The following is a 25,701-nucleotide window of genomic DNA, read 5'->3' as shown; positions in this document are numbered from 1 at the left end:
CCGCCCCTTTTAAGTGTTCACCGAAGAAAGTGCCTCGATCAGTTCGACGACTTCTTTCGAAACCGAGTCCTGATCCTTGGCCAGTTCCGAAATGGTCGTGATCGACTGCGCGGTATTGTCCACGGCCTCGACGATGCTGCCAAAGGCTTTGCTGGCCGATTGCGACCGTTCGGTGCCCATCGTGACTCGGCTGGTGCTCTCGGAAATCAGTTTGGTGATTTCCATTGCCGCTTCGGAACTGCGCTCGGCCAGTTTGCGGACCTCTTCGGCCACAACCGAGAACCCAACGCCATACTCGCCCGCGCGGGCCGCTTCGATGGCCGCATTGAACGCCAGAAGATTGGTCTGGTTCGCAATGTCGCTGATCACACGGACCATCTCTGAAATCTCGTTCGATGATTTTGCGATCAACTCGATGCTGTCGATAGCGTTGTCCAACGCTTCGTTTCCGGCGGCCGCGCTTTGTTTGGTGTCCTTGGACCGCGACAGAGCATCAGCGGTTGATCCATTGATCGCTTCGATCGAGCCTGCCAGACGCGCCACCGCTTGGGTCATCGCAAGAGTCTTGTCGTTGATCGCCTCTTCGAGTTGCACCTTTTCGGTGATGTCATGGGCGTACTTGATCACCCCTACGATGTTGTTCTTGGCATCGACCAATGGTGAATAGGTGGCATGGATCCAGACGTCGCGGCCGAACTTGCCCATCCGGTGGAACCTGCCATCGCGCGTCTCGCCTTTGGCCAGCGAGATCCAGAAATCCCTATATTCCTTTGATCGGATGTAATCCGGCGAGCAGAGCATCGAATGGTGCTGATCTTTGATCTCGCGCATGGAGTAGCCGATAATGCGCAGAAAGTTGTCATTTGCCTTGAGGATATTGCCATCGAGATCAAATTCCACCACGCCCTGCGAGCGGTCCAGCGCCTCGAATTTTGACTCAAACTCTGCATTGCGTTTGCGGCGTTTGGTGATGTCCGTTGCGAACTTCACGACCTTGACCACGTTGCCGTCAATATCAAAAATCGGGTTGTAGTTGGCCGAGATGAAGACCTCTTTGTTGTCCTTTCCAATTCGGACATATTCCCCCGTGTGATATTCGCCCCGTGTCAACTTGGCCCAGAATTCAGCATAGGCCGCGCTTGCAGCCACTTCTGGGCTCACAAACATGCTGTGATGTTCACCGATCACGTCTCCGGGCTGGTAGCCCATGAGCGCCAAGTAATTCTTGTTGGCATGAATGATGCGACCATCTGTGTCGAACTCGACGATACTCTGCGCGCGATCCAGCGCTTTGACTTTGCCCTCGAAGTCTGCGTTGCGCATCCGGTTGGTTGTGATGTCCTGCGCTACTTCGACGATTTTGGCGATGCGGCCATTTAGGTCCAAAACCGGCGCATAGGTCGACTGAACAAAGAAGCTCATCCCACCTGCGCCATATTTCCGGTACTCTCCCGTTGTGGGGCGACCAGCGGCAACCTCGTTCCAGAAACGATTAAAGGCGAGCGTGGGTGTGCCCTCGCGCGACCAGAGTGCCGCAGCGGACAGCTCCGGAAGATCGCCCTTGGTGTAACCGGTCATTTCGTAGAACTTGCCGTTCGCTTTTAGAATGCGGCCATCCGGCGCATATTCGACCATCATGTGGTGCTTTTGCACGGCGCCTAACACGCCCTCAAGCTCGTTGGTCTGGACCTTGGCTTCCGTCACATCCATCGCGATCTTGATGACCTTGATGACGGTGCCGTCCGGCCCTGTAATCGGGTTGTAGGTTGCCTGAATCCAGACCGGCTCGCCATCTTTGGTATAGCGCTTGTATTCACCAGAATCGAACTCGCCGCGTCCCAGCTTTTGCCAGAACTGCTTGTAGGCGGGGCTTTCCCGCTCTTCGTTGTCGACAAAAATCCTGTGGTGTTTGCCTGCGATCTCTTCTTTTCGATAGCCCATCAGGTTGCAGAAATTTGAGTTCGCGCCAATGATCGTACCGTTCAATTCGAATTCGATGACGGCCATGGCCTTGCCCATCGCGCGCAGGCGGCCCGTGTTTTCAGCGGCCGCCTCTTTGACGGCGGTGACGTCCATCGCGTATTTGACGATGCGCACGATTTTGCCATCGGGCCCAATGATCGGGTTGTAGTTCGCACGAATCCAGACAGAGCGTCCATTTCGGGTGACCCGCTCAAACTCCCCGTCGCGCACTTCGCCCTCGCGCAGCGCTTTCCACAATTCGGTATATTCGGGGCTGTCCGCATAGGATTTGTGGCAGAACATCCGGTGGTGGCGGCCAATCACATCCTCGAGCGTGTAATTCATCAAGCGCAGGAAGTTCTCGTTGGCGTATTGTACGCGCCCCTCGAGGTCGAATTCAATCACGGCCTGCGCACGATCGATTGCCGAAATCTGCCCAACAAGATCAGTGTCCTGGGGCACCAGATTGCCGATGATCATAAGCGATCCGTCGTTCAGATCGCCTCGGCCATGCAGCACCAAGAAGGTTACACCCTGCTTATCGTCCTTCAGATGAAGGTGCAGCATCTTGTGCCCGCCTTCGTCCGCGGCTTTTCTGAGCGATGCGAGCAGGTAGTCGCCCTCGCGGACATAATTGGTGATTGGCGTACCAGCGAGGTCGCGCCCACTAGGGGTCAGCACCGTATCGGCGACATCGTTGGTACTGACAATCATGCCGTCCTTGGAACGCACCTGCATCACGAGGCTTGCGCCCATCATGAGTTTTGATGCGGATGTCACCAGCGGTGCAGGGAAATCTCCGGGCATGGTGCAAACTCTCCTTCAGTCTTGCGGACCGTTTGTTCTAACTCAGGCGCCGGAATTCGCGGCGATGTACTCTTGGATTCGGGCCATCATGTCGGGCGACATGCTGCTGAAATCCGGTTGTGCAGAGCCGGGCGCAACTGGCCGCAAGGTGAACTGGCGCAGCACGTCTTGAACTTCGCGGATCGACTTCTGCATATTCTGTGCCGACTCGGACATCGTTTCGGATTGTTGCGAATTTTCCATGGTCGTTGTGGTGAACGCGCCAAGGGCGTGACTGATCTGCGCAGTTCCGCGTGACTGCTCTTGGCTGGACTGTTCGATACGCTGAGTCTCGCTCTCGATTTGCACAATGTTCTCGGCGATCGTGGCAAAAGAATGCTCGGTTTCTGCCGCCAATTCGGCCCCCAGCGAAACGCGTTTGGTGGAGTCTTCGATCAGATCGGCTGTCTCGCGGGCAGCCTTGGCCGAACGTCCCGCAAGGTTCCGCACCTCTTGGGCAACCACCGCAAACCCGCGTCCGTGATTGCCTGCGCGTGCCGCTTCGACCGCTGCGTTCAGGGCCAGCAGATTGGTCTGGAACGCGATGTCATCGATGGCCTTGATAATGCGGCTGATGTCATTCGAGGATTTCTGAATATCCTCCATCGCGGTGACCATTTCTGTGATCTTGCCCTTGCCGCCGGTAACTACGGCCATTGCGTTGCGGACCAGTTCGGTCGAGCCCTTGGTCGCTTCGGCGTTGGCTTGCACCATGGAGTCGGTCTGCTCCACACTGGCAGCGATACGCTCGACGTTTTCTGACTGCAGTTGGGTGTTTTTATTCAGACTGGTCGCGCTTGACGCCACATCCGAGATGCCTGCACTGAGGTGATGGATCTGGCGATCAACCTCTGACACTTTGGCATTCAGGCCGGTGAACGCTTTGGAGAATTCCTCGACAATGCACTTGTAGACACCAACATGACGCTCGGGATCGATGTCTACAGACAGGTTGCCGTCAGTCATTGCCTCTGTCAGTCGCGAGATTTCTTGTGATACGTCGATGAGGCTCTGGCGTGCCTGCGCGATCGCTTCAGAGATTTGGACGCCTTCGCCTTGGAGGTCCGGGACTTCGATTTCTGTATCGCCGTTCGCGATGGCCTTCATCGCGCCCATGACGGTATTCTTGATGTCAATGTGGTGCGCGATCATGTTGTTCACGCCCTCGGCGACTTTGGCGTAGGTTGCATCAAGCGATGGGTCGTTGATCCGCGCGCTAAACTGACCTTTGGCCTGCGCGTCGGACATGGTCGAGACGCCGTTGATCAGTGCTTTGACCTGATTTTCGGCATGAATGGCTTCGGTGCGGTCGGTCCATTCGACATAGACACATCGTAGGTTGCCGGCATCGTCAAATTGGGGCGTGGCAGTGAAATGCAATGTGCGACCACCAAGCACAAAGCCAGCTTTGTGTGCGCCCGTCATGCCTTTGATCAGGTTGCGCTGTCGCGAAGGAGTCTTGTGAAACTGGTCGATCGATTTGCCAATGACCTGGTTCACATCAAAGTCGGGCAAGTCCTGACGGATTGCGCCCTCCAGATCTTGAAACATGCTGTACGCGGCCTTGTTCACGTATTCCACAGTCATGTCCGACCGCGCGACCATGATAGGATTGGATAGGATATCCAGTGCTGCGCATGTTTCAGGGTTCAGGTTGGTCATGTCTCGTCTCGCCGGTTCAGAAATCGTCCTACTTATCAACGGCAAGTCTCAGGCATCGTTAGCCTATCTTTTGGTGAACCTGATCCGGAATAAGGCATGCGAGCTAAACAGCTGAGAAAATGTATGAGTCATAGATGTTTAACGTAGGTCTTCTGCCCTCGTTGATCTGATGGAGTGTGCTTTGGACAAAAAAGAAGGGGCGCAAGTGCGCCCCTTCGATACATCTTAATCCTATGGATTTACTCCGACAGAACGAACGGTGCGGTGTAGTTGCCTGCATTGTCCGCGTTGATGATCATACAGTCAAACAGCTGCTTTTCTTCTGCGACCTTCAATTCGCCGGTCTTGATGAAGTGGTCTGCCTGGCGCACTGCTTCTTCCGAGAAGATGGCGACGGGCTGCAGAACGGTGTAGGCCATTTCGCCTGCTTTCACTGCTTCGACTGCGTCGGGCGAACCGTCAAAGCCGCCGATGGTCATGCCTTCCAGCTTGCCCGCTTCTTTCAGAGCTGCGATTGCACCCAGCGCCATCTCGTCGTTACCCGAGATTACAGCGTTGATGTCCGAGTTTGCCTGCAGCATCGACTGCATCTTGTTGTAGCCTTTGGTGCGGTCCCAGTCGGCCACTTCCATCGCCACTTTTTCCAGATCGGGGTACTGGGTCAGAACGGTTTCGTAGCCGTTCGAACGGGTCTGTGCGTTGTTGTCCGAGGGTGCGCCGAATAGTTCGACATACTTGCCTTCGTCGCCAACGACTTCAACCCACTGCAGCGCACCCAGAGCCGCGCCCTGTGCGTTGTTCGACACCAGCTGCGCTTTGGCCAGACCCGACTGGTTGATCTCTGCGTTCACAAGGAACACGGGGATGCCCGCATCCACAGCCTTCTTCACCGCACCGATCGAGCCGTCCGCGTTCGCGGGGTCAAGGATGATCGCTTTGGCCTGGTTGGTGATCGCGGTGTCGATCAGGGTGCTTTCGGTGTTGGTGTCGCCCTTGTGTGCGCCAACGGTGGTCTCGTAGCCAAGCTCTTCGGCGGTTGCCTTGGCGACGGCACCTTCGGTGAACCAATAGGGGTTCGAGGGGTCGTTTACGATGATGGTCATCAGGCCGTCTGCCCAGGCGCCCGACGCCATCAGGGGTGCGGCTGCAACTGCTGCGAGCAGGATCTGCTTACCTTTGGTGAACATGGTGGTCTCTCCCTTTGGATTTGGTTGTTTGAAACTGTGCCAGCGGACCGGCGGGTATCTCGCAGGGGGCGGCTCCTCCTTTGGCCGGGTGCCCCTGCGCAGAATTCAGGATTTTCTGGGCTTGGCCTTGTACTGGATGCTGTTCAGCAGCACGGCCAGAACGATCACGGCGCCGGTGAAAACGGTCTGCCAGTAAGCACTTACCCCAATGATAACGAGGCCGTCAGACAGGAAGCCGATAACAAAGGCACCCAACATGGTACCGCGAATTGTGCCGCGGCCACCCGTCAGGGCTGCGCCGCCAATCACAACGGCTGCAATCGCTGTCAATTCGTAGGTAGTGCCTGCGGTCGGACCCGCCGAGGTCAGCTGCGAGGACAGCACCAGACCTGCGATTGCCGCACAAACACCGGACATCATGTAGACGGCGATCTGCACACGCTTGACCGGAACGCCGGACAGTTCAGCGGCGCGGGCGTTGCCACCAGACGCATAGAGCCAGCGGCCAAAGGACGAGCGCGACAGCATCAGGCCGACCGAGATCGCCAGGACGGCCAGAATGATTACACCGATCGGCACATTGGCGATGCGGTTAAAGCCCAGCCAGTCAAAGCCGGTGTTGCCGAGTTCCGGCTTACCCGCCAGATTGTTGAAGGTCAGGCCGTTGGTCATCAAGAGCGCAACGCCGCGCGCCACGTACATCACACCAAGGGTCGCGACAAAGGCAGGGACCTTGAAGTAGGCAATGAGCACGCCGTTGACCGCGCCGACAATGGCCCCAAGGACGAGCGTCAGCAGGACGACAGCCCAAACCGGCGGGTACAGGATGACGCCAGCGGCCTCGATTGTGACGCCCTGCATCAGCCAACCCGCGACCACGCCGCAAAGGCCAAGGGTCGAGCCGACCGACAGGTCGATCCCGCCGTTCAGGATGACCAGCAGCATCCCGATGGCCAAGAAGCCAAAGATCGCCACGTGGCTGGACATGGTCAGGAAGTTGCTGACCGAGAAGTAGAAGGGCGACAGGATCGAGAAGATCACAATAATCGCGATCAAGGCAAAGAAGGCGCGACCTTCGAGCAGCAGGCGGCCAAGGTCAAAGCCTTCGCCGAACAGACCCGAGCGCGAGGATTTCGAAGATGAACTGAGTGCAGACATGATCTGGGAACTCCGTATGGATTAAGCGGCCACGGACTCGCCAGAGGCGGCCATGATCTGTTCTTTGGTTGCGTCGGGTCCGAATTCGGCACTGATATGGCCCTTGTGCATGACGATGATGCGGTGGGCGATGGACAGGCATTCACTGACTTCGGAGGTCGAATAGAGTACGGCGAGCCCGTCACGGGCGCGCTCTGCGAGCAGGCGGAACACCTCGGCCTTGGCGCCGATGTCGATGCCGCGGCTGGGTTCATCCAGCATGATAACCGTGGGGTGGGTCGCCAGCATCTTGCCGATCACGACCTTCTGCTGGTTGCCGCCTGACAGCGAGCCGATTGCCGCGTCGCCACCGTCCGTTTTGACGGTCACGTCACGGATCGAGTCCTCGATCAGCTGGTTCTCGTCCTTGCGAGAGGTGAAAATCCCGCGCGTGAACTTGCGGATGCTAGCCAGAGACAGGTTCTGCCCCACGCTCATGGTCTGCACCAACCCGTCGCGCTGGCGATCCTCGGGAACCAAGCACAGGCCGGACTCGATGCGTTGGGCGATGGTCAGGTGGCTGACCTCGTGACCGTGAAGCCGGACTTCGCCAGCCGCTTGGCCCATGCGGCCCGCGACGGTTTCCATCAACTCGGTTCGTCCGGCCCCCATGAGACCATAGATGCAGACGATCTCACCTGCTTTGATATCCAGCGACAGGTTGTCGACGACGGCAAAGCCTGCGCCAGCCTCGTCCATAACGGTCAAGTCCTGAATTGACAGGGCAGGGGCGCCAAAGTCGTAGCCTGACGGCGGGGAGCCCAGATCGAAGTTCTCGCCCACCATGTTGCGGACGATCCACTCCAGATCGATTTCCGAACGCGGTGCGTAGGCGGTCATGTTGCCGTCGCGCAAAACCACGGCGTGGTCGGTGATGGTGAGCGCCTCTTCGAGGTGGTGTGAGATGTACACAATCGACACGCCGCGGCTGGTCAGGTCACGGATGACCTTGAATAGTACCTCAACCTCGGTCGCGGACAGGGCCGAGGTCGGCTCGTCCATGATCAGGATGCGCGATTTGACCGACAGGGCGCGCGCGATTTCGACGATCTGCTGCTGACCCAGACGCAATTCCTCGACCGGGGTCAGGGGATCAATGTCTTCTTCCAGCTCTTCCATCAAAAGACGGGTCAGGCGTTCTTCTTCGGCGTAGTCGATGCCGGTGGGCGTGCGGATTTCGCGTCCCAAGAAGATGTTGTCGCGTACGGTCATATTCGGCGCGAGGCTCAGTTCTTGGTGAATGATCGAAATACCCAAGGACTGCGCGTGGCTCGACGACGTGAAGCTGACCGGCTGACCGTCCAGCAGGATCTTGCCCGTCGTGGGTTGGATCACACCGGACAGCACTTTCATCAAAGTGGATTTGCCCGCGCCGTTTTCGCCGAACAGGGTCGTGACCTGTCCGCGGTGGATATCAAAGTTCACACCCTTGAGCGCGTGCACGCTGCCATAGGATTTGGCCACGTTGCGCGCAGCAAGGACAACCTCTTGGGTGTCTGGCGTTGCCTGTGGGATATCGTTCATTGGACCGACAGCTCCACCGGCGTGACCAGCCAGTTCTTGGCGCTGAGCATGGTGAACACGCCCGTGACCTCGATGGTTTTGCCGGTCAGGTTTTCGCGGTCCAGATCTGCCAGAACCTCGGCTTTCATGGCGTTGTTAATGCCCGAGCCTGCGTTCTGGTATTCGATCTGGTTGGTGAAGTCGCCGAACGAAATGGTGCCCATCGCGTCGCGCAATTCGGTACCGTTGACGGCAGGGCCGGTCTGGACGCGGACCTTGGCGTCCTCCATCCCCTCGATCGCGACGTAGAAGGTGCCAGATTTGCCTTCGCCCACAACGCCAGTAAAGGTCACGGGCATCACAGGGGCGATCCCTGCCATCACGCCGTATTTTTCGCCTGCGGCTTTCTTGTCGGCGACCGCCTCGACAAACAAGGTCTTGGCGTCGACGGCACGTTCCTGAACAAACGTGCGCACTTCTGGGAACGTCTCTGCCCCAAATTGTTCGGGCGAGAAGCCCTGTTGGCGCACATCCTGTTCAGATCCAATGCGTACAACGGTGGTGTCGATGGCCATAGCGGCGACCACGGCCAGACAGATTGCCCCAAAGATGATCGCAGGGCGTTTGCTATTCTGGGCAATCTGATGCTGGGTCTCGGACTGGTAACTCATATCGGTCTGACCTTTCCTGTGACTGAAAGACGACGTGCGGCGACTTGGAACATGGACAGGGTCATGCTTGCTGACAGCAAATCAGCCGGGACTCGTCCCGAAGTGAACGGGCGTTTTGGCGCATTCTCTTTTCCTCCCTCTGCCGGAACATCCGCACCCTCCACTGTGCATCTGGACCTTCCGGGTCACCGACCGTAGTCGATGATATAAATAAGTTATAAACCACAAATATTGCGGTAGCTCTCTCATGGTCGAATGCTTTCGGTCAAGGCCGTTCAAAAGATCGTGCACCTATCAGTGGGGTGCCTGTCGTTTGATTCTCGTCAGATTCGCGATGCTGATGTGGCATCAATTCGTCTAACGATCCCTTAATTTAAGGGGAATATACGGCCTCTTCCTATTCGAAGAGAGCGAGGCGCTGTGCCCCGTGTGTCGATAACTGTACATGAAATTTTTTACGACGAAAGTAAAAAATTACATGTACAGCGCCGAATGTTTGCGTTATGTCTGTGATATGAAGGGCGCACCTATGGGGGTGCATAGGAACTTTGCGCGTTGTTGATGGCGTTTGTGGTCAGGGGAGTGACCAGCCTGTCCGACGCGAAAGGGAGGATACTATGAACGGGTACGACACGAGGGTGCGGCCATGACCGATATCATTATCGGCATCGACGCGGGCACTTCGGTGATCAAGGCTGTGGCCTTTGACCTGCGTGGCCGCCAGCTGGGGACGAGTTCTGTCCTGAACCACTATCTTAGTGGTGCTGACGGGTCTGCGTGCCAATCACTGGACCAGACATGGACCGACTGCGCAACGGCTTTGTGCGGGCTCGGCGAAAAGATACCGGATTTGGCGGCGCGGACGGCGGCTGTGGCTGTTACAGCGCAGGGGGATGGCACTTGGCTGGTTGGCGCGGGCAATTGCCCTGTGTCGAACGCTTGGCTCTGGCTGGATGCCCGCGCGGCTCCGACAGTGCAAGACCTGGCAGCAGGCGCACTGAACCGTGCGCGGTTCGAGGCGACTGGCACTGGTCTGAATACGTGTCAGCAAGGCACGCAGATGGCTCATATGGACCGCTACGCGCCGCACCTGCTGGATGGCGCCGAGGTCGCGCTGCACTGCAAGGATTGGCTCTACCTGTGCCTGACAGGTGAAAGGGCGACCGACCCGTCCGAGGCCAGCTTTACTTTTGGCAACTTTCGCACCCGTCAATACGATGACTTGGTGATCGAGGCATTGGGCCTGACCCATCGCCGCCACTTGCTGCCAAAGATCATTGACGGCACGCAGATCACCCATCCGTTGTCCGCTGAAGCGGCTGCACAAACCGGTCTGCTGGGCGGAACGCCCGTGTCGCTCGGGTACGTGGACATGGTGATGACGGCGCTCGGGGCAGGGGTCCACACCGGAACCGCTGGCGCGGCGTGTTCGACCATCGGCTCGACAGGCGTGCATATGCAGGCGAAACGGTCCGGCGATGTGCACTTGAATGCCGAAGGCACTGGCTATGTTATCGCGCTGCCCGTGCCGGATGTGGTTACGCAGGTGCAAACCAATATGGCGGCGACACTGAACATCGACTGGGCTCTGCGTTTAGCCGCGGACTTGATGAGCGATACCGGCAAGCCTGTAGATTACTCGGATCTGGTTGGCCGGATCGAAGGCTGGGTCAGCCGCGCCAAGCCCGGCGCGATCATGTACCACCCTTATATCTCGGAGGCGGGCGAGCGCGGGCCGTTCGTGAACGCCAACGCCCGTGCAGGCTTCACCGGCCTCGCAGCCCATCACCGGTTCCCCGATATGCTGCGCGCCGTGATTGAAGGGCTCGGGATGGCAGCGCGCGATTGCTACGCCGCGATGGATGCTGACCCGACGGAACTGCGGATCACCGGCGGCGCAGCGCGATCGAACGCCCTGCGCCAAATTCTGGCCTCTTGCATCAAGGCCCCGGTGCGCGTCTCCCAGCGCGAAGAGGCAGGTGCCGCCGGCTGTGCGATGATGGCTGCGGTTGCCATCGGCGCCTATGACACCATGGACGATTGCATCGCGGAATGGGTGACCCCATTGCTCGGGCAGGCCGAACAGCCCGACCCCGAACTGTCCCGAATTTATGATCAGGTCTTCCCCGCCTATGTCTCTGCCCGTCAGAGCCTGCGGCCCGTGTGGGACACCCTACAGGGCGACCCTCGTGCGCCTTGGGTGAACGCGACCGATCCCAAAGATGAACACACTGAAATGACTTTGGACGCGACCCTCTTGTCCGAAAGGAGCGAGCCATGACTGATAAAATGGTCGATCTGTTTGTAATTGGCGGCGGCATCAACGGTGCCGGCGTGGCACGGGATGCGGCTGGTCGCGGCCTGTCCGTGGTGCTGTGCGAGAAGGATGATTTGGCCCAAGGGACGTCCTCTCGTTCCGGCAAGCTGGTCCATGGAGGCCTGCGCTATCTGGAATACTATGAATTCCGTCTGGTCCGCGAGGCGCTGATCGAGCGCGAAGTTCTGATGAATGCCGCGCCCCATATCATCTGGCCGATGCGCTTTGTCTTGCCCCATTCTCCGGATGATCGCCCTGCGTGGCTCGTGCGGTTGGGACTGTTCCTGTACGACCACCTTGGCGGTCGCAAGAAGCTGCCCGGCACCCGCACCCTGAACCTACGCCGCGACCCAGAGGGCGCGCCGATCATGGATCAGTACACGCGCGGCTTTGAATACTCGGACTGTTGGGTCGATGACGCCCGCCTAGTTGTGCTGAACGCGGTCGATGCCGCCGAACGCGGGGCCGAGGTTCTGACCCGCACCGCCTGCACCAGCGCCCGCCGCGAGGATGGCGCGTGGACCGTGACCACCAAGAATTCGATGACGGGCGAGGAACGTACCTTCCGCGCAAAATGCATCGTGAACGCGGCGGGCCCGTGGGTTACGCAGGTGATCAACAATGTGGCCGGCTCGAACTCCAGCCGGAACGTGCGTCTGGTTAAGGGCAGCCACATCATCGTTCCCAAGTTCTGGGAGGGGCAGCAGGCCTACTTGGTGCAGAACCACGACAAGCGCGTGATCTTCATCAACCCCTACGAGGGCGACAAGGCCCTGATCGGCACCACCGACATCCAATACGAAGGCCGCGCCGAAGAGGTGACCGCCGACGAGTCCGAGATCGACTATCTGATCAAGGCCGTTAACCGGTACTTTAAGGAGAAGCTCCGCCGCGAGGATGTGGTGCGCAGCTTCTCGGGCGTGCGTCCGCTGTTTGACGACGGGCAGGGCAACCCCAGCGCCGTGACCCGCGACTATGTGTTCGACATCGACGACCAGAATGGTGTGCCGATGCTGAACATCTTTGGCGGCAAGATCACCACTTTCCGCGAGCTGGCCGAACGCGGCCTGCACAAGATCGCTGACTACTTCCCGCAGATGAAGGGCGACTGGACCGAACACGCGCCTTTGCCAGGTGGGGATATGCCCGACGCGGACTACGAAGCCTTTCGCGAGAAAATGAAGGCCGACTACCCGTGGATGCCCCGCGCCCTGCGCAAGCATTACGGTCGCCTTTATGGCACGCGCATCGCTCAGATCGCCGGTGATGCGACGGCTCTGGACGGTTTGGGTCAGCACTTCGGCGGCAACCTATATGAGGCTGAAGTCGCCTATCTGGTGCAGAACGAATGGGCCCAAACCGCCGAGGATATCCTCTGGCGCCGGACGAAGCACCGCTTGCACATGACCGAGGCTGAACAGGCCGCCTTTACCGAGTGGTTCGAAGCAAACGTGGACAAGGCAGCGTAACGATGGCTCTGACACTTTCCCTGAACACCAATCCTATGGTGAACCGCTACGCTGACCCCGATGATCTGATCGAAACGGTGGCGCGGGATCTGAAGATCCGTGACCTGCAGCTGACCCACGAATTCATCAATCCCAGTTGGCAGGCCAGTACCATCCGCCGTCTGACTCGCCAGATGAAGGCCGCCATGGACCGGACCGGTGTGCGCGTGACCAGCGGGATGACCGGCCCTTATGGGCGGCTGAATCACTTTGGGCATCCCGACGCGGATGTGCGTCGCTACTACGTGGACTGGTTCAAGACCTTTGCTGACATCATCGGGGATCTTGGCGGGACGTCGGTCGGAACCCAGTTCGCGATCTTTACCTATCGGGATTTCGATGACGCGCAGCGCCGCGAAGACCTGATCCAGATCGCTATCGATTGCTGGGCCGAGGTGGCCGAGCACGCCAAGGGTGCAGGTCTCGACTATGTCTTCTGGGAGCCCATGAGCGTGGGCCGAGAGTTCGGCGAGACCATCGCCGAGTGCATGAAGTTGCAGGACCGTCTGACTGCCGCCGATATGGCGATTCCCATGTGGATGATGGCGGACATCGATCATGGCGACGTGACCAGTGACAATCCCGATGACTTTGACCCCTACGCGTGGGCGCGGGCCGTGCCGCAGGTCAGCCCGATCATTCACATCAAACAGTCGCTGATGGACAAGGGCGGGCACCGTCCCTTTACCGCTGAGTTTAACGCCAAGGGCCGTATCCAGCCGGAACCGCTGCTCAAGGCGTTCGACGAGGGCGGGGCGAAAGACAACGAAATCTGTCTCGAGCTATCCTTCAAAGAGCGTGACCCGAACGACCGCGAAGTGATCCCCCAGATCGCCGAGAGTGTCGCATTCTGGGCACCGCACATCGACAGCGGCGTTCAGGACCTGAATATTTGAGCCGACGCGACGACCTTTGCCGTGTTTGGCACGAAAAAGTCGCCTGCGGCGCTTGAACTTATCTTTCGGCGCGGGCACATCTGTACTGTTCTCAGGGCGGGGTGAAATTCCCCACCGGCGGTGATAGCCCGCGAGCGCCTGCCATAGCGGTAGGGTCTAGCAGATCCGGTGGAATTCCGGGGCCGACGGTTAAAGTCCGGATGGAAGAGGATGGTCAGTGGCACCGCTACACGCGGGGCCGGTGGCTTCTATCGCCTTGGGACCATTTGTTAATACCAAGGATGGTTCCATGACTGAAAAACTGAATATCGCCTTCATCAAAGCACGTTGGCACTCGGACATCGTCGATCAGGCGCTGGTCGGGTTTAAAGCCGATATGGATGCGTCGGACGTCGCCTATGAGGTGACTGCGATTGACGTGCCCGGTGCGTTCGAGATGCCCCTGCTGGCCAAGAAGCTTGGCGAAAGCGGCAAGTATGATGCGATCGTTTGTGCGGCTCTGGTCGTTGACGGCGGCATCTACCGCCATGATTTTGTTGCCCAAGCGGTTGTGACCGGCCTGATGGATGCGCAGCTGGCCACCGGCGTTCCGACCTATTCGGTCTCGCTGACCCCGCACCACTTCCAGCCTAGCCAAGAGCACATGGGCTTCTACTTCGACCACTTCGTCAAGAAGGGCGCAGAGGCCGCCAGCGCGGTCCGCATGGTCGCGGCCATCAACGTCTGATCCGACAGCGAAAGGCGGCGCGTGGCGTCGCCTTTTTCTTGTTGGTTGACTTTACCTTTGGTGAATTATTTTTCAGACTGAATAAAATTTTGCAAAGGCGGTGATGCACGGTGGCGAAGCCAAACGGAAACGGCGATTCAGAGATGTCCATGGCGCTGCGCGCGGCGTGGCTGCATTACGCGGGCGGCTTGACCCAAGCGGCTGTCGCCAAACGTCTTGGCGTGCCATCGGTGAAGGCGCATCGCTTGATTGCTCGCGCTGTTGCCGAGGGCGCCGTCAAGGTAACTGTCGAGGGCGATATCGTCGAGTGCGTCGATCTGGAAATGCAACTGTCAGAGCGCTTTGGCCTCGAGTTTTGCGAAGTTGCCCCCGATATCGGCGAAGAAGGGCTGCCGCTGCGCGCTTTGGGGCTGGCAGGGGCCAGCTATCTGCGGCGTGAGCTAGAGCACGGCGATCACGCGGTAATCGGTCTGGCCCACGGGCGGACCTTGGCCGCGAGTGTGCAGCAACTGCCGCGCATGGATGGGTTGAAGCAGCGTTTCGTGTCGCTCCTGGGGGGGCTGGCAAGAAATTTCTCGGCGAACCCGCACGAGGTGATGCACAAGCTGGCAGAAAAAACGGGCGCGCCTGCGTTTATGATGCCAGTGCCATTCTTTGCCAACACGGTCGAGGATCGTGAAGTCATGCTGCACCAGAAGGGCGTGGGCGAAGTGTTCGAGATGGCGAACAACGCGGATCTGAAAATCGTTGGAATTGGCACGGTAGAGCCGGATGCGCAGTTGGTGCATTCCGGCATGATCGAACACGAAGAGATTGAAGAAATCAAAGCCGCTGGTGGGCGCGGGGAAATGCTGGGGCATTTCTTTGATGCAAACGGGGCCGTGATGGAAACGACCCTGACAGCGCGGACCCTTGGAGCCTGCATGGGCGAGGGCGATGAGATCGTCGCGATTGCGGGTGGCGCGGATAAACTGGCCGCCATTCACGCTGTGCTCTGTAGTGGCAAGCTCAAGGGCTTGATTACGGATGAGTTGACCGCGCAGGCGCTGCTAAATCTCTGATCCGACATCGCTACAAAAAGGAAAAGCGGCCCGTGGGCCGCTTTGCACTATTCTGATTGTCGCCCGTGATTACAGGATCGACTGACCGGTTGCAGCCCAATCCTTGGCGAACTGGTCCAGACCTTTGTCGGTCAGAACGTGCTTGGCCAGACCTTTGATGACCGCAGGCGGGATGGTTGCAACGTCGGCACCCAGAACGGCAGCGTCTTTGACGTGGTTCGGCGTACGTACCGATGCGGCCAGAATTTCGGTCTCGAAACCGTAGTTGTCGTAGATCGCGCGGATGTCTGCGATCAGCTCCATGCCGTCGATGTTGATGTCATCAAGGCGGCCGATGAAGGGGCTGATGTAGGTTGCGCCTGCTTTGGCAGCCAGCAGAGCCTGGTTTGCGCTGAAGCACAGGGTGACGTTGGTTTTGACGCCCTTTTTGGTGAAGTAGCGACACGCCTTCAGACCGTCGAGGGTCAGCGGCAGCTTGATCACAACGTTGTCGGCGATCTGTGCCAGGTGGTCACCTTCGGCAACCATGCCGTCATAATCCATGGCAGCAACCTCGGCGGACACGGGGCCGTCGATCAGTGCGCAGATTTCCGCGATCACTTCTTTGAAGTCACGGCCCGACTTGGCGATCAGGCTGGGGTTGGTGGTCACACCGTCCAGCAGACCGTAGTCGTTCAGTTCTTTGATGTCCTCGACAACAGCGGTATCGACGAAGAATTTCATGGGGTCTCTCCTGATTAGGCCATCAGTGCTTTTGCACGTGCGATGATCGCCTCTTTGGTAATTCCGAATTGTTCATACAGCTCCTCTGCCGGAGCCGACGCGCCGAAGCTGGTCATGCCGATCACGTCATCTTCGCGGGCCACATAGCGTGTCCATCCGAACTTGCCAGCGGCCTCGACTGCGATGCGTGGAGCACTGCCCAGAGTCGCGGCCTTATAATCATCATCTTGGGCTTCGAACAACTCCCAGCTTGGCATCGACACGACAGCGACGGATTTGCCATCCGCATGCAGAGCCTCTGCGGCCTCAATGGCCAGCGACACTTCGGTGCCGGTCGCGAGCAGGGTGATATCACGGCCCTCGCCAAACTGGCGGATGACGTAGGCGCCCTTTTCCGACAGGTTTTCGCCGGTTTCCTCTAGGCGCAGTTGCGGCACACCCTGACGGGACAGGGCCAGCAGCGATGGGGTCTTGGCGCTGCGCATGGCGATATCCCAGCATTCCAGCGTCTCGACCACGTCGGCGGGGCGGAAGCTGTAGAGGTTGGGCATGGCGCGGAGCGATGCCATGTGTTCGACCGGCTGGTGGGTCGGGCCATCTTCGCCAAGGCCGATCGAGTCGTGAGTCATCACGTAGACGGTCGGGATCTCCATCAGGGCAGACAGGCGGATCGCGTTGCGGACATAGTCCGAGAACACCATGAACGTGCCGCCATAAGGGCGCAGGCCGCCGTGGACCAGCATGCCATTCATGGCCGCGCCCATCGCGAATTCACGGACGCCGTAGCCGACATAGCGGCCTGACTTTTCTGCGGTGAACTGGCTGTCGACAGCAGGCACGCGGGTCAGGTTAGAGCCGGTCAAGTCAGCCGAGCCGCCGATCATTTCGGGCAGGACTGGAGTGATCGCTTCAAGTGCGATCTGGCTGGCCTTGCGGGTCGCAACCTTTTGCGGGTTCGCGAACAGGTCCGCGCGGGCTTTGGCTATTGCAGTCTTGTAGGCATCAGGCAACTGGCTGGTCAGGCGACGGCTGAATTCACTGCGGGTGTCGGCGTCTTTGGCCGCCAAACGGGCTTCCCACGCCTGACGCGCCTCTGCGCCACGCGTGCCGATCGCCCGCCATTGGTCCAGCAGGTCTGCGGGAATTTCAAAGGGCGCAGCGTCCCAACCCAAGGCCGCTTTGGTCGCTGCGGCTTCGCCCCCGCCAAGGGGCGAGCCGTGCGAGCTGGCGGTGCCAGCCTTGTTCGGGGCGCCAAAGCCAATCACGGTCTTCATCGCGATTAGGCTGGGTTTACCAGTTTCTGCCTTGGCGGCGGTGATGGCCGCGTCCAGCTCGGCGGGGTTGTGGCCGTCACAGGATTGCACGTGCCAGCCGCAAGCGGCCAGACGGGCTGGGATGTCTTCGCTGAACGACACAGAGGTCGGGCCATCAATTGTGATCTCGTTGTCGTCGTACAGAACGATCAATTTGCCAAGGCCAAGGTGACCTGCCAGTGAAATCGCCTCTTGGCCGATGCCTTCTTGCAGGCAGCCATCGCCGAGGAACACATAGGTGTGGTGATCGACAACATCGCTACCGAATTCGTCGGCCAGACGGCGCTCTGCCATCGCCATGCCAACCGCGTTCGCGATGCCCTGACCAAGGGGACCGGTGGTGGTCTCAATACCCTTGGCGTGGCCGTATTCTGGGTGGCCTGCTGTGATCGCGCCCTTCTGGCGGAAGTTCTTGATCTGATCCAGCGTCATGTCTTCGTAGCCGGTCAGGTGCAGCAGCGAATAGAGCAGCATCGACGCGTGGCCGTTCGACAGGACGACGCGGTCGCGGTCAGGCCAATCGGGGTTCGCAGAGTCAAATTTCAGGTGGTTCTTGAACAACACGGTTGCTGCATCGGCCATGCCCATGGGCGCGCCGGGGTGGCCGGATTTCGCAGCCTCGACCGCGTCGATTGACAGGGCGCGAATGCAGTTGGCCAGAGCAAAAGTTGCGGGATCAATTGCGGCTTTGTCAGCCACCAGAACGTCTTTGGGCATCTCAGTCCTCCTTCGTTGGAGGTGTGTTAGCGCCCAAACTGAATCGTAACAAGAAAAAATCACAAAATCACAAAAATTGTGTTGATCATGTTATGTTTGATGTTACGACTGCACTCACCGTTTCGCTGGGGTATTTGAAGCCAAAGTGAAGCAGACAAAGGTTTGGAAGATGAAACGCGACGAGCGCCAACAAGCGATCATGGACCTGCTGGTCGAGCAGGGATCGGTAGATCTGGAGGATCTGGCGCAGCGATTTGTCGTCTCGAAAATGACCATCCACCGCGATCTGGATGAGCTGGAGCAGGCGGGCGTTTTGCGCAAAATCCGCGGTGGTGCGACGACCGAAGCAGGCACCCAGTTCGAATCCGATTTCCGGTTTCGCGAACGGCGCAGTGGCGCGGCCAAGGATCGGATGACGGACGAGGCGCTGAAGCTGGTCGAGCCCGGTATGACGGTAATGGTCAACGATGGCTCTACCGCAGCGGTGCTGGGGCGGCGTCTGGTGGAAAAGCGTCCATTGACTGTGATCACCAATAACGCCGCGATCATGGATGCGCTGAGGGATGAAAGCGGGATCACGCTGATCGCCTTGGGCGGGACTTATTCGGCGAAGTTTAATGCTTACTTTGGCGTTGTGACCGAAGATGCATTGGATCGCCTACGGGCGGACATTGCCTTTATCTCTGTGCCCGCGGTGGCGGGGATGGAGGCGTTTCACATGGACGACGAGGTGGTGCGCGCCAAGCGCGCGATGCAAGCATCGGCGCGGCAGAGTTGCCTTTTGATTAACCACACTCGTTTCGAACGCACGGCCCTGCACAAGCTGTGCGACCTCACTGATTACACTGCGATTATCACCGACGACACACCTCCGCAGGCCGCGCTAGACGCGATGGCCGAGGGCGGGGTGGACCTGATCGTCGCCAACTAAAGGACCCAAGGACATGACCGCCTCATTCTGGATCGGAACCAGCTGGAAGATGAACAAGACCCTCGCCGAAGCGATGGTTTTTGCAGAGGCTCTGGCCGCTGCGGATGGCGGTCGCGACGAGCGCATCCAGCGCTTTGTGATCCCGTCGTTCACCAATGTCCGTCAGGTCAAGGACGTACTGGCCGAGACCTCGGTCAAAGTGGGCGCGCAGAACATGCACTGGGCCGATCAGGGCGCGTGGACCGGCGAAGTGTCCCCCTTGATGCTCAAGGACTGTAACCTCGACATCGTGGAACTGGGGCATTCGGAGCGCCGCGAGCACTTTGGCGAGACTGACGAAACTGTTGGCCTGAAGACCGAAGCGGCTGTGCGTCACGGAATGATCCCGCTGATCTGCATCGGTGAAACCCTGCCCGAACGCGAAGCTGGCCGCGCTGCTGAAGTGCTGGAGCAGCAGGTACGCGGTGCCCTGTCCAAACTGTCGGATGACCAGAAATCGGCAGAGATTCTGCTGGCCTACGAGCCCGTCTGGGCCATCGGCGAGAACGGCATTCCCGCAACGTCAGAGTATGCGGATGCGCGTCAGGCCGAAATCATTGCCGTGGCCCAAGACGTGCTGGGGCGCAAAGTGCCCTGCCTCTATGGTGGTTCGGTCAACCCCGGCAATTGCGAAGAACTCATCAGCTGCCCGCATATCGACGGGCTGTTCATCGGCCGCAGTGCTTGGAACGTCGAGGGATACCTCGACATTCTAGCCAAATGCGCGGCCAAGATTTGATCCCAGAGGAGAGATCCACATGAAAATTGCAGTAGCAGGCGATAGCGCAGGCGAAGGTCTGGCAAAGGTTCTGGCCGATTACCTTGGCGACAAATATGAGGTGTCCGAAGTGTCGCGCACCGACGAGGGCCCCGATGCCTTCTACGCGAATCTGTCGGACCGCGTATGCAACGGCGTCCTGGATGGCACCTACGACCGTGCGATCCTGTGCTGTGGCACCGGCATCGGTGTGTGTCTGTCGGCGAACAAAGTTCCGGGCATCCGCGCCGCACAAACCCACGACACCTACTCGGCAGAGCGCGCAGCCCTGTCGAACAACGCGCAGGTTATCACCATGGGCGCGCGCGTGATCGGGTCGGAACTGGCCAAGGCGATTGCCGACGCGTTCCTGTCCAACAGCTTTGATGAAAATGGCCGCTCGGCGGGCAACGTCAACGCGATCAACGATCTGGACGTGAAATACCGCAAGTAACTCCCAAGGCTTGCGGTGATCGAAAGCGCGGCACACCCCAACGGTGCCGCGCTTTTTTGTGCCTTACTTCTCGGCTTCCATGCAGCGCAGATAGGCCTCGACCTCTTCTTTCGCGCCAAAGATCAGGGCGGAATGCTCGTGACCGTCGGTCGCGACTTTGTCGAGGATCTGCTGGTGGCCGTCCGTGGCCAGACCGCCCGCGGCCTGCATCAAATAGGCCATCGGCATCGCCTCGTAGACCAGTCGTAGGCGGCCGTTCTCATAGCCCTCGCGGCGGTCGCCGGGGTACAGGAACATGCCCCCTTGCAGCAGGATGCGGTGCAGATCGCCCACGGCTGCAGCAGGCCAGCGCATGTTGTAGTTCTTGCCACGTGGGCCGTCTTTGCCGGCCAGAATCTCGTCGATATAGGCGGTCATGCCAGCACCCCAATGGCGGGCGTTGGATGCGTTATACGCAATAACTTTGGTGGTTTCGGGCAGTTGCAGGTTTTCGACAGTGACGCGCAGCATGTCGCTGGCGCGGTCGTAGACGGCGATGGTCACGCCTTCATCCATGGCAAAGCCGAAATCCATCGAGTGTCCGAAGGACGCATAGCCTGCCGCAACGATTGAATGGCCGTCCTGCAAGAAGCCCTTGTCCGATGCGGGCACAATCGAGAACAGCATACCAAGGATCGCGCCAACGCCGATGCTGCCGGACCCGTCGATGGGGTCGATCGCAACGTCATAGGCGCCGTCTTCGTTCAGAGTCAGGACTTCTTCGGATTCTTCGGACAGCATCAGGCGCACGCCCGCAGCCTTCAGGACATCGACCATGTAAACGTGGGTGCCCAAATCAAGCGACTTCTGCTTGTCGCCGCTTTCGTTCACACCAACGATGGCCGCCGGATCGCCATAGAGCGCACCGGCCGCCAGACGGTCGGCGATGGGCATCAGCGAGTCCGCGATGGCTTTGATGATTTTGGCGGGACCACCGCGCGAGGCCAGATAGTCGTCCAGCGGCTGAGCGGTGCAAGCGGTGTGGTTGGTTAATTCCAGCATTCGTAACCCTTCGTGAAATGACTTGAGGGGCCACGTGGCTGTGCCCCGAACATCGGTGTGACACTAGCCATAGATCGGGAATGCAACAACTCTGCAATCGAGAAAAGCTGTTGCACCGCGTCTGTTTAGCGCAACCATCACAATGGGCGCATGTGGCGGGCCTGTGGTCGGCCCGCCAGCAGGTTCAGAATCCGATGGTTTTGAAGTCTTCGGCGCTGTGGCGTTCAGCCAGTTGGCCTTCGCCGGTGCGGTTTACCACATTGCCGCGCTGGACGGCGGGGCGGGCGGCCAGATCAGCGGCCCAACGCAGGACATTTTCATATTCGGACACGTTCAGGAACTCGGCCGACCCATCGTACAGGCGACCTTCGACCAGACCGCCGTACCAAGGGTAGATTGCCATATCCGCGATCGAATACTCATTGCCTGCAACGAATTTGCGATCCGCCAGATTGGTATCCAGAACGTGCAGCTGGCGCTTGGTTTCCATAGTGAATCGGTCAATGGCGTACTGGATCTTCTCGGGGGCATAGGCAAAGAAATGGCCGAAACCGCCGCCCACGTATGGGCCAGCGCCCATCTGCCAGAACAGCCAGTTGAACACTTCGGCGCGGGCACCAGCCTCGGTCGGCAGGAAGGCCCCGAATTTCTCGGCTAGATAGGTCAGGATCGAGCCGCTCTCGAACACGCGCTGGCCGTTCGAGCGGTCCATCAGCGCAGGAATTTTCGAGTTGGGGTTGATGTCGACAAAGCCGCTGCCGAACTGGTCGCCGTCCCCGATCTTGATCAGCCATGCGTCATAATCGGCCTCGGAGTGACCTGCCTCGAGCAGTTCCTCGAGCATGATTGTGACCTTCTGCCCGTTGGGTGTGCCCATCGAATATAGCTGCAGGCCGTGTTCGCCTACGGGCAGCTCGACCTCTTTGGTCGCGCCCGAGATGGGGCGGTTGATGTTGGCGAATTGGCCGCCGTTGCCGGGTTCCCAGGTCCAGACGGCGGGGGGCGTGTAGGGGGTATCGGTCATACTCAATCCTCTTGTTCAAACGCGTTAGCGGCAACTTAGGGGCGCAAACCGGAAAAGGGCAGGCCAAACTGCGAGGTTTTCTGTGAGAGAGGGCAGGGGCGGTGTGCATCTGCCTGCTGCCTGTACGCACATCTTGTCTGATGAGTCGCTTGGTGCGGAGTCGATTTGATCTAAGAAGAATCCGTAGATTCACTTTACTCGGATCTAGCACCCTGTTTTTCATGCTGATTACAAGTCTGTCATACGTATTGACAACTTGTCCGACAATTTGTCATACAAGTTGACGTCGGGCGCAGGAGGTGCGCCGAAGGGAGGACACTATGAACAAGATTTTGAAGATTGCTTCGGTATCCATTGTGGCGCTGACCAGCGCGGCATCCATTGCGCAGGCAGCAGAGTGGCGCGGGTGGGCAATCCACCCCGAGGATTATCCGAACACCGTCGCGATGCAGTCCTTTGCGGACCAAGTCGCCGAAGTCACCGAGGGCCGCATTGCACCCACCGTCTACGCCAACGGCATTCTGGGCAGCCAGCCCGACGCGATCGAGCAGGTCCGCAGCGGCGCGCTGGCTTGGGCGAACTTCAACATGGGTCCGATGGGTGAAATCGTGCCCGCGACCAACGTGCTGTCGCTGCCGTTCATCTTCCGCGATGTAGAACAAATGCACCACGCGATGGACGGCGATGTTGGTCAGCAGTTCAGCGACGCGCTGAGCGAGGCGGGCATCGTGGCTCTGTCGTGGTTCGATAGCGGCTCGCGCAGCTTCTACAACACCAAGAAGCCGATCCACACCCCCGCCGATGTCGAGGGTCTGAAGTTCCGCGTCATGAACAACGACCTGTACGTTCAGATGGTCGATCAATTGGGCGGCAACGCGACCCCCATGGCCTATGGTGAGGTGTATCAGTCCCTGCAGACAGGGGTGATTGACGGGGCAGAGAACAACTACCCCTCTTATGAGTCCTCCAACCACTACGAGGTCGCCAAGTATTACTCTATCACCAACCACCTGATCTTGCCCGAGTGCCTCTGCGTGGCTGAGTCGGTTTGGGAGGGTGTCTCGGACGAGGATAAAGCTGCGGTCAAAGAGGCCGCAATGGAAGCAGCTCAGCTCCAGCGCCAGCTTTGGGCTGAACGCGAAGCCAAGAGCCTCGAGGTGGTTGAGGCGGCCGGTTCCATGGTGAACGAGGTCGAAGATCCTGCGGCCTTCCAAGCGGCGATGGAGCCGATCTACGCGAACTTTATCAGCGCACATCCCGACCTCGAGTCGCTGATCAAAGACATTCAGGCGACTGAATAAGCGGGTATCGGGCCGCATGTCCCCAATGCGTGCGGCCCAGCATTCTTCGGGGAAGACCGACGTGGAACACGAACTAGAAAACACGGCGCGCGGGCCGGTTTACCGCGTTCTGGCGGCGCTGGCGCAGACCTGTTTGGTGATCGCGGGCGTGCAGCTGGTCACGCTGATCTCGATTTTTGGTTGGCTGGTGTGGGGCCGTTATGTGCTGAACGACACCCCTACATGGGTCGAGCAACTGGCACTGTTGCTGGTGGTGTGGATCACCTTTCTGGGTGCTGCGGCAGGCGTGTGGAACAAGAGCCACCTGTCCATCGATTTCGTCCGCGAGATGATGCCCAACCCGCTGCGGATCCCCATGCGCTGGATCGCCGTGATTGCTGTCTGTGTGTTCGGCGGGTTCCTTGCGTGGCAGGGTTGGACGCTGGCTGAAAAGACGTGGCCGCGGAATATCCCCATGCTCGGCATAGCCGAGGGCTGGCGCGCGGTGCCCATGGCGATCTGCGGTGCCCTGACCGTTGTGTTTTCCCTATATCACGTGGGCGAGTTGGCCCGTGGTGACTACAAACTGACAGGAGAGCTCTAGTGGGCCTCGCGGTACTATTCGGAATTTTCGGGCTGGGTCTGTTTTGTGGCATGCCCGTAGCATTCGCGCTGGGTCTGGCTGCGGTGGGTGGCTTTCTCTACGAAGGGCTGCCCCTGTTCATCGGGTTCCAACGCATCCTGTCCGGTGTCTCGGTCTTTTCGCTGCTGGCGATCCCGTTCTTTATCTTTGCGGGCGAGTTGATGATGCAGGGCGGGATTGCGAACCGTCTGGTGCGTCTGGCGTCTTCGGCTGTGGGGTCGGTGCGCGGTGGCTTGGGCGTTGTGAACGTCCTGTCTTCGATGTTGTTCGGCGGCATCTCTGGTTCGGCTGTGGCGGATACCTCGGCTCTTGGTTCGATCCTGATTCCTGTCATGAAGGACAAAGGCTACGACCCCGACTATGCGGTGAACGTGACGGTCACGTCATCGGTGGCAGGCATCGTAATCCCGCCCTCGCATAACATGATCCTGTATGCAGTGGCCGCAGGAGGCATGTCAGTCTCCAAGCTGTTCATCGCGGGCATCGTGCCCGGCATCCTGATGTGCCTGTGTCTGGCCTTGGTCGCTTATTGGGTTGCGGTGCGTCGTGGCTATCCGGCAGAAACCTTCCCCGGTTTCAAGGCGCTTGGCGTGGCGACCATCGTGGCACTGCCCGGACTGATGACGGCCGTGATCATTGTGGGTGGCGTTCTGTCCGGCGTGATGACGGTAACAGAGTCTGGCGCATTCGGGGCCATCTGGGCCATCCTCATGACCACGCTGGTCTACCGCGAACTCACATGGCCTGCTTTCAAGCTGGCGGTGATTACCTCGGTGCGGACGACAGCGCTGGTAATGCTGCTGGTCGCGACGGCCTCTGCCTTCAGTTATCTGCTCGCGCTGTATCGTGTTCCCGATCTTCTTGGAAATTTCGTTACCGGTATCAGCGATAATCCGTTAATCATCCTCCTGATGATCAATTTGATCCTCTTGGTTCTGGGAATGATTATGGACATGGCCGCATTGATCCTGATCTGTACGCCGATTTTCCTGCCCGTTGCGGTGGGACTGGGAATGGACCCAGTGCAATTCGGTGTGATCCTGATGATGAACCTAGGCTTGGGTCTGTGCACCCCGCCTGTCGGCGCTTGCCTGTTCGTGGGCTGTGTCGTGGGCAAAATCCGGATCGAGCAGGCGGTGAAATCGATCCTGCCGTTCTACCTCGCAATTCTGGTGGCGCTGATGCTCGTCACCTACGTGCCGGCGTTCTCTATGTTCTTGCCGAGCCTGATGGAGTGATTTT

Annotated in this window: 21 protein-coding genes and 1 riboswitch; of the genes, 11 read left to right on the top strand and 10 right to left on the bottom strand. The window is 59.0% G+C overall.

What is annotated here, in order from left to right:
• Nucleotides 1-9: 9 nt before the first annotated feature.
• The 6 genes from AB9K37_RS18765 to AB9K37_RS18740 form a co-directional block, all read right to left on the bottom strand.
• The gene (locus tag AB9K37_RS18765; protein ID WP_369841748.1) at nucleotides 10-2,769 is read right to left on the bottom strand and encodes a PAS domain S-box protein; all 2,760 of its coding nucleotides are present in this window, start codon (nucleotides 2,767-2,769) and stop codon (nucleotides 10-12) included.
• Between the two features lie 42 nt (nucleotides 2,770-2,811).
• Entirely contained in the window at nucleotides 2,812-4,470 is a 1,659-nt protein-coding gene (locus AB9K37_RS18760; RefSeq protein ID WP_369841745.1) for a methyl-accepting chemotaxis protein, read from the bottom strand.
• Nucleotides 4,471-4,709: 239 nt separating this feature from the next.
• The gene (locus tag AB9K37_RS18755; RefSeq protein WP_369841743.1) at nucleotides 4,710-5,657 is read right to left on the bottom strand and encodes a D-ribose ABC transporter substrate-binding protein; all 948 of its coding nucleotides are present in this window, start codon (nucleotides 5,655-5,657) and stop codon (nucleotides 4,710-4,712) included.
• 105 nt (nucleotides 5,658-5,762) lie between these two features.
• Nucleotides 5,763-6,815, bottom strand: a complete 1,053-nt coding sequence (locus AB9K37_RS18750; protein WP_369841740.1) for an ABC transporter permease — start codon at nucleotides 6,813-6,815, stop codon at nucleotides 5,763-5,765.
• Nucleotides 6,816-6,836: 21 nt separating this feature from the next.
• A complete protein-coding gene (locus tag AB9K37_RS18745) occupies nucleotides 6,837-8,378 on the bottom strand; it encodes a sugar ABC transporter ATP-binding protein (RefSeq protein ID WP_369841737.1) in 1,542 nt (513 codons plus the stop codon).
• Nucleotides 8,375-9,028 (bottom strand): DUF2291 family protein, encoded by a 654-nt coding sequence (locus AB9K37_RS18740; protein ID WP_369841733.1) that lies wholly within the window; start codon nucleotides 9,026-9,028, stop codon nucleotides 8,375-8,377. Before AB9K37_RS18740 ends, AB9K37_RS18745 begins: the two co-directional genes overlap by 4 nt.
• A gap of 646 nt (nucleotides 9,029-9,674) precedes the next feature.
• Between AB9K37_RS18740 and AB9K37_RS18735 the strand changes: the two genes are divergently transcribed.
• The 5 genes from AB9K37_RS18735 to AB9K37_RS18715 all read left to right on the top strand — a co-directional run bounded on the left by AB9K37_RS18735 (nucleotide 9,675) and on the right by AB9K37_RS18715 (nucleotide 15,537).
• Nucleotides 9,675-11,309, top strand: coding sequence for an FGGY-family carbohydrate kinase (locus AB9K37_RS18735; protein ID WP_369841731.1), 1,635 nt, complete (start codon nucleotides 9,675-9,677; stop codon nucleotides 11,307-11,309).
• The gene (locus AB9K37_RS18730) at nucleotides 11,306-12,814 is read left to right on the top strand and encodes a glycerol-3-phosphate dehydrogenase (protein WP_369841728.1); all 1,509 of its coding nucleotides are present in this window, start codon (nucleotides 11,306-11,308) and stop codon (nucleotides 12,812-12,814) included. Before AB9K37_RS18735 ends, AB9K37_RS18730 begins: the two co-directional genes overlap by 4 nt.
• A 2-nt stretch (nucleotides 12,815-12,816) precedes the next feature.
• Nucleotides 12,817-13,749, top strand: a complete 933-nt coding sequence (locus AB9K37_RS18725; protein WP_369841726.1) for a sugar phosphate isomerase/epimerase family protein — start codon at nucleotides 12,817-12,819, stop codon at nucleotides 13,747-13,749.
• Between the two features lie 83 nt (nucleotides 13,750-13,832).
• Nucleotides 13,833-13,965, top strand: a riboswitch (FMN riboswitch).
• Nucleotides 13,966-14,038: 73 nt separating this feature from the next.
• Nucleotides 14,039-14,476: a 6,7-dimethyl-8-ribityllumazine synthase gene (locus AB9K37_RS18720; RefSeq protein WP_369841723.1), complete on the top strand. Its 438-nt coding sequence runs from the start codon at nucleotides 14,039-14,041 to the stop codon at nucleotides 14,474-14,476.
• Between the two features lie 110 nt (nucleotides 14,477-14,586).
• Nucleotides 14,587-15,537: a sugar-binding transcriptional regulator gene (locus AB9K37_RS18715; RefSeq protein ID WP_369841719.1), complete on the top strand. Its 951-nt coding sequence runs from the start codon at nucleotides 14,587-14,589 to the stop codon at nucleotides 15,535-15,537.
• A 69-nt stretch (nucleotides 15,538-15,606) separates the two neighbouring features.
• Here the strand turns inward: AB9K37_RS18715 and fsa are convergent, their stop codons facing one another.
• Together fsa and tkt are read right to left on the bottom strand one after the other, a co-directional pair.
• Nucleotides 15,607-16,260, bottom strand: a complete 654-nt coding sequence (gene fsa, locus AB9K37_RS18710) for a fructose-6-phosphate aldolase (RefSeq protein WP_369841716.1) — start codon at nucleotides 16,258-16,260, stop codon at nucleotides 15,607-15,609.
• 14 nt (nucleotides 16,261-16,274) lie between these two features.
• Nucleotides 16,275-18,290 carry a transketolase gene (gene tkt / locus AB9K37_RS18705; RefSeq protein ID WP_369841714.1) on the bottom strand — a complete coding sequence of 672 codons (2,016 nt, stop codon included), beginning with the start codon at nucleotides 18,288-18,290 and terminating at the stop codon, nucleotides 16,275-16,277.
• A gap of 169 nt (nucleotides 18,291-18,459) precedes the next feature.
• Between tkt and AB9K37_RS18700 the strand changes: the two genes are divergently transcribed.
• The 3 genes from AB9K37_RS18700 to AB9K37_RS18690 are packed head-to-tail and all read left to right on the top strand — an operon-like array spanning nucleotide 18,460 to nucleotide 20,471.
• Nucleotides 18,460-19,221, top strand: a complete 762-nt coding sequence (locus tag AB9K37_RS18700) for a DeoR/GlpR family DNA-binding transcription regulator (RefSeq protein WP_072705355.1) — start codon at nucleotides 18,460-18,462, stop codon at nucleotides 19,219-19,221.
• 13 nt (nucleotides 19,222-19,234) lie between these two features.
• Nucleotides 19,235-19,999, top strand: coding sequence for a triose-phosphate isomerase (locus AB9K37_RS18695; RefSeq protein ID WP_369841711.1), 765 nt, complete (start codon nucleotides 19,235-19,237; stop codon nucleotides 19,997-19,999).
• Nucleotides 20,000-20,018: 19 nt separating this feature from the next.
• Nucleotides 20,019-20,471, top strand: a complete 453-nt coding sequence (locus AB9K37_RS18690; protein ID WP_072705360.1) for an RpiB/LacA/LacB family sugar-phosphate isomerase — start codon at nucleotides 20,019-20,021, stop codon at nucleotides 20,469-20,471.
• Nucleotides 20,472-20,534: 63 nt separating this feature from the next.
• Here the strand turns inward: AB9K37_RS18690 and AB9K37_RS18685 are convergent, their stop codons facing one another.
• Both AB9K37_RS18685 and yghU read right to left on the bottom strand, forming a co-directional pair.
• Nucleotides 20,535-21,512, bottom strand: coding sequence for a class 1 fructose-bisphosphatase (locus AB9K37_RS18685; RefSeq protein WP_369841708.1), 978 nt, complete (start codon nucleotides 21,510-21,512; stop codon nucleotides 20,535-20,537).
• Between the two features lie 184 nt (nucleotides 21,513-21,696).
• Nucleotides 21,697-22,536, bottom strand: a complete 840-nt coding sequence (gene yghU, locus AB9K37_RS18680) for a glutathione-dependent disulfide-bond oxidoreductase (protein ID WP_369841706.1) — start codon at nucleotides 22,534-22,536, stop codon at nucleotides 21,697-21,699.
• Nucleotides 22,537-22,856: 320 nt separating this feature from the next.
• Between yghU and AB9K37_RS18675 the strand changes: the two genes are divergently transcribed.
• The 3 genes from AB9K37_RS18675 (at nucleotide 22,857) to AB9K37_RS18665 (ending at nucleotide 25,697) form a co-directional block, all read left to right on the top strand.
• Entirely contained in the window at nucleotides 22,857-23,837 is a 981-nt protein-coding gene (locus tag AB9K37_RS18675; RefSeq protein WP_369841703.1) for a TRAP transporter substrate-binding protein, read from the top strand.
• Nucleotides 23,838-23,898: 61 nt separating this feature from the next.
• A complete protein-coding gene (locus AB9K37_RS18670) occupies nucleotides 23,899-24,420 on the top strand; it encodes a TRAP transporter small permease (RefSeq protein WP_369841700.1) in 522 nt (173 codons plus the stop codon).
• The gene (locus AB9K37_RS18665) at nucleotides 24,420-25,697 is read left to right on the top strand and encodes a TRAP transporter large permease (RefSeq protein ID WP_369841698.1); all 1,278 of its coding nucleotides are present in this window, start codon (nucleotides 24,420-24,422) and stop codon (nucleotides 25,695-25,697) included. Before AB9K37_RS18670 ends, AB9K37_RS18665 begins: the two co-directional genes overlap by 1 nt.
• Nucleotides 25,698-25,701: the final 4 nt, after the last annotated feature.

It is taken from the genome of Donghicola sp. XS_ASV15 (assembly GCF_041224595.1).
Classification (GTDB): domain Bacteria; phylum Pseudomonadota; class Alphaproteobacteria; order Rhodobacterales; family Rhodobacteraceae; genus Donghicola.
The sequence above is the reverse complement of the archived record's forward strand: the minus strand, read 5'-3'. Positions and strand labels throughout refer to the sequence as shown.

Coding starts and splice junctions, on each gene's coding strand:
- AB9K37_RS18765 (WP_369841748.1), bottom strand. CDS start 2,769: ATGCCCGGAGATTTCCCTGCACCGCTGGTGACATCCGCATCAAAACTC.
- AB9K37_RS18760 (WP_369841745.1), bottom strand. CDS start 4,470: ATGACCAACCTGAACCCTGAAACATGCGCAGCACTGGATATCCTATCC.
- AB9K37_RS18755 (WP_369841743.1), bottom strand. CDS start 5,657: ATGTTCACCAAAGGTAAGCAGATCCTGCTCGCAGCAGTTGCAGCCGCA.
- AB9K37_RS18750 (WP_369841740.1), bottom strand. CDS start 6,815: ATGTCTGCACTCAGTTCATCTTCGAAATCCTCGCGCTCGGGTCTGTTC.
- AB9K37_RS18745 (WP_369841737.1), bottom strand. CDS start 8,378: ATGAACGATATCCCACAGGCAACGCCAGACACCCAAGAGGTTGTCCTT.
- AB9K37_RS18740 (WP_369841733.1), bottom strand. CDS start 9,028: ATGAGTTACCAGTCCGAGACCCAGCATCAGATTGCCCAGAATAGCAAA.
- AB9K37_RS18735 (WP_369841731.1), top strand. CDS start 9,675: ATGACCGATATCATTATCGGCATCGACGCGGGCACTTCGGTGATCAAG.
- AB9K37_RS18730 (WP_369841728.1), top strand. CDS start 11,306: ATGACTGATAAAATGGTCGATCTGTTTGTAATTGGCGGCGGCATCAAC.
- AB9K37_RS18725 (WP_369841726.1), top strand. CDS start 12,817: ATGGCTCTGACACTTTCCCTGAACACCAATCCTATGGTGAACCGCTAC.
- AB9K37_RS18720 (WP_369841723.1), top strand. CDS start 14,039: ATGACTGAAAAACTGAATATCGCCTTCATCAAAGCACGTTGGCACTCG.
- fsa (WP_369841716.1), bottom strand. CDS start 16,260: ATGAAATTCTTCGTCGATACCGCTGTTGTCGAGGACATCAAAGAACTG.
- tkt (WP_369841714.1), bottom strand. CDS start 18,290: ATGCCCAAAGACGTTCTGGTGGCTGACAAAGCCGCAATTGATCCCGCA.
- AB9K37_RS18700 (WP_072705355.1), top strand. CDS start 18,460: ATGAAACGCGACGAGCGCCAACAAGCGATCATGGACCTGCTGGTCGAG.
- AB9K37_RS18695 (WP_369841711.1), top strand. CDS start 19,235: ATGACCGCCTCATTCTGGATCGGAACCAGCTGGAAGATGAACAAGACC.
- AB9K37_RS18690 (WP_072705360.1), top strand. CDS start 20,019: ATGAAAATTGCAGTAGCAGGCGATAGCGCAGGCGAAGGTCTGGCAAAG.
- AB9K37_RS18685 (WP_369841708.1), bottom strand. CDS start 21,512: ATGCTGGAATTAACCAACCACACCGCTTGCACCGCTCAGCCGCTGGAC.
- yghU (WP_369841706.1), bottom strand. CDS start 22,536: ATGACCGATACCCCCTACACGCCCCCCGCCGTCTGGACCTGGGAACCC.
- AB9K37_RS18675 (WP_369841703.1), top strand. CDS start 22,857: ATGAACAAGATTTTGAAGATTGCTTCGGTATCCATTGTGGCGCTGACC.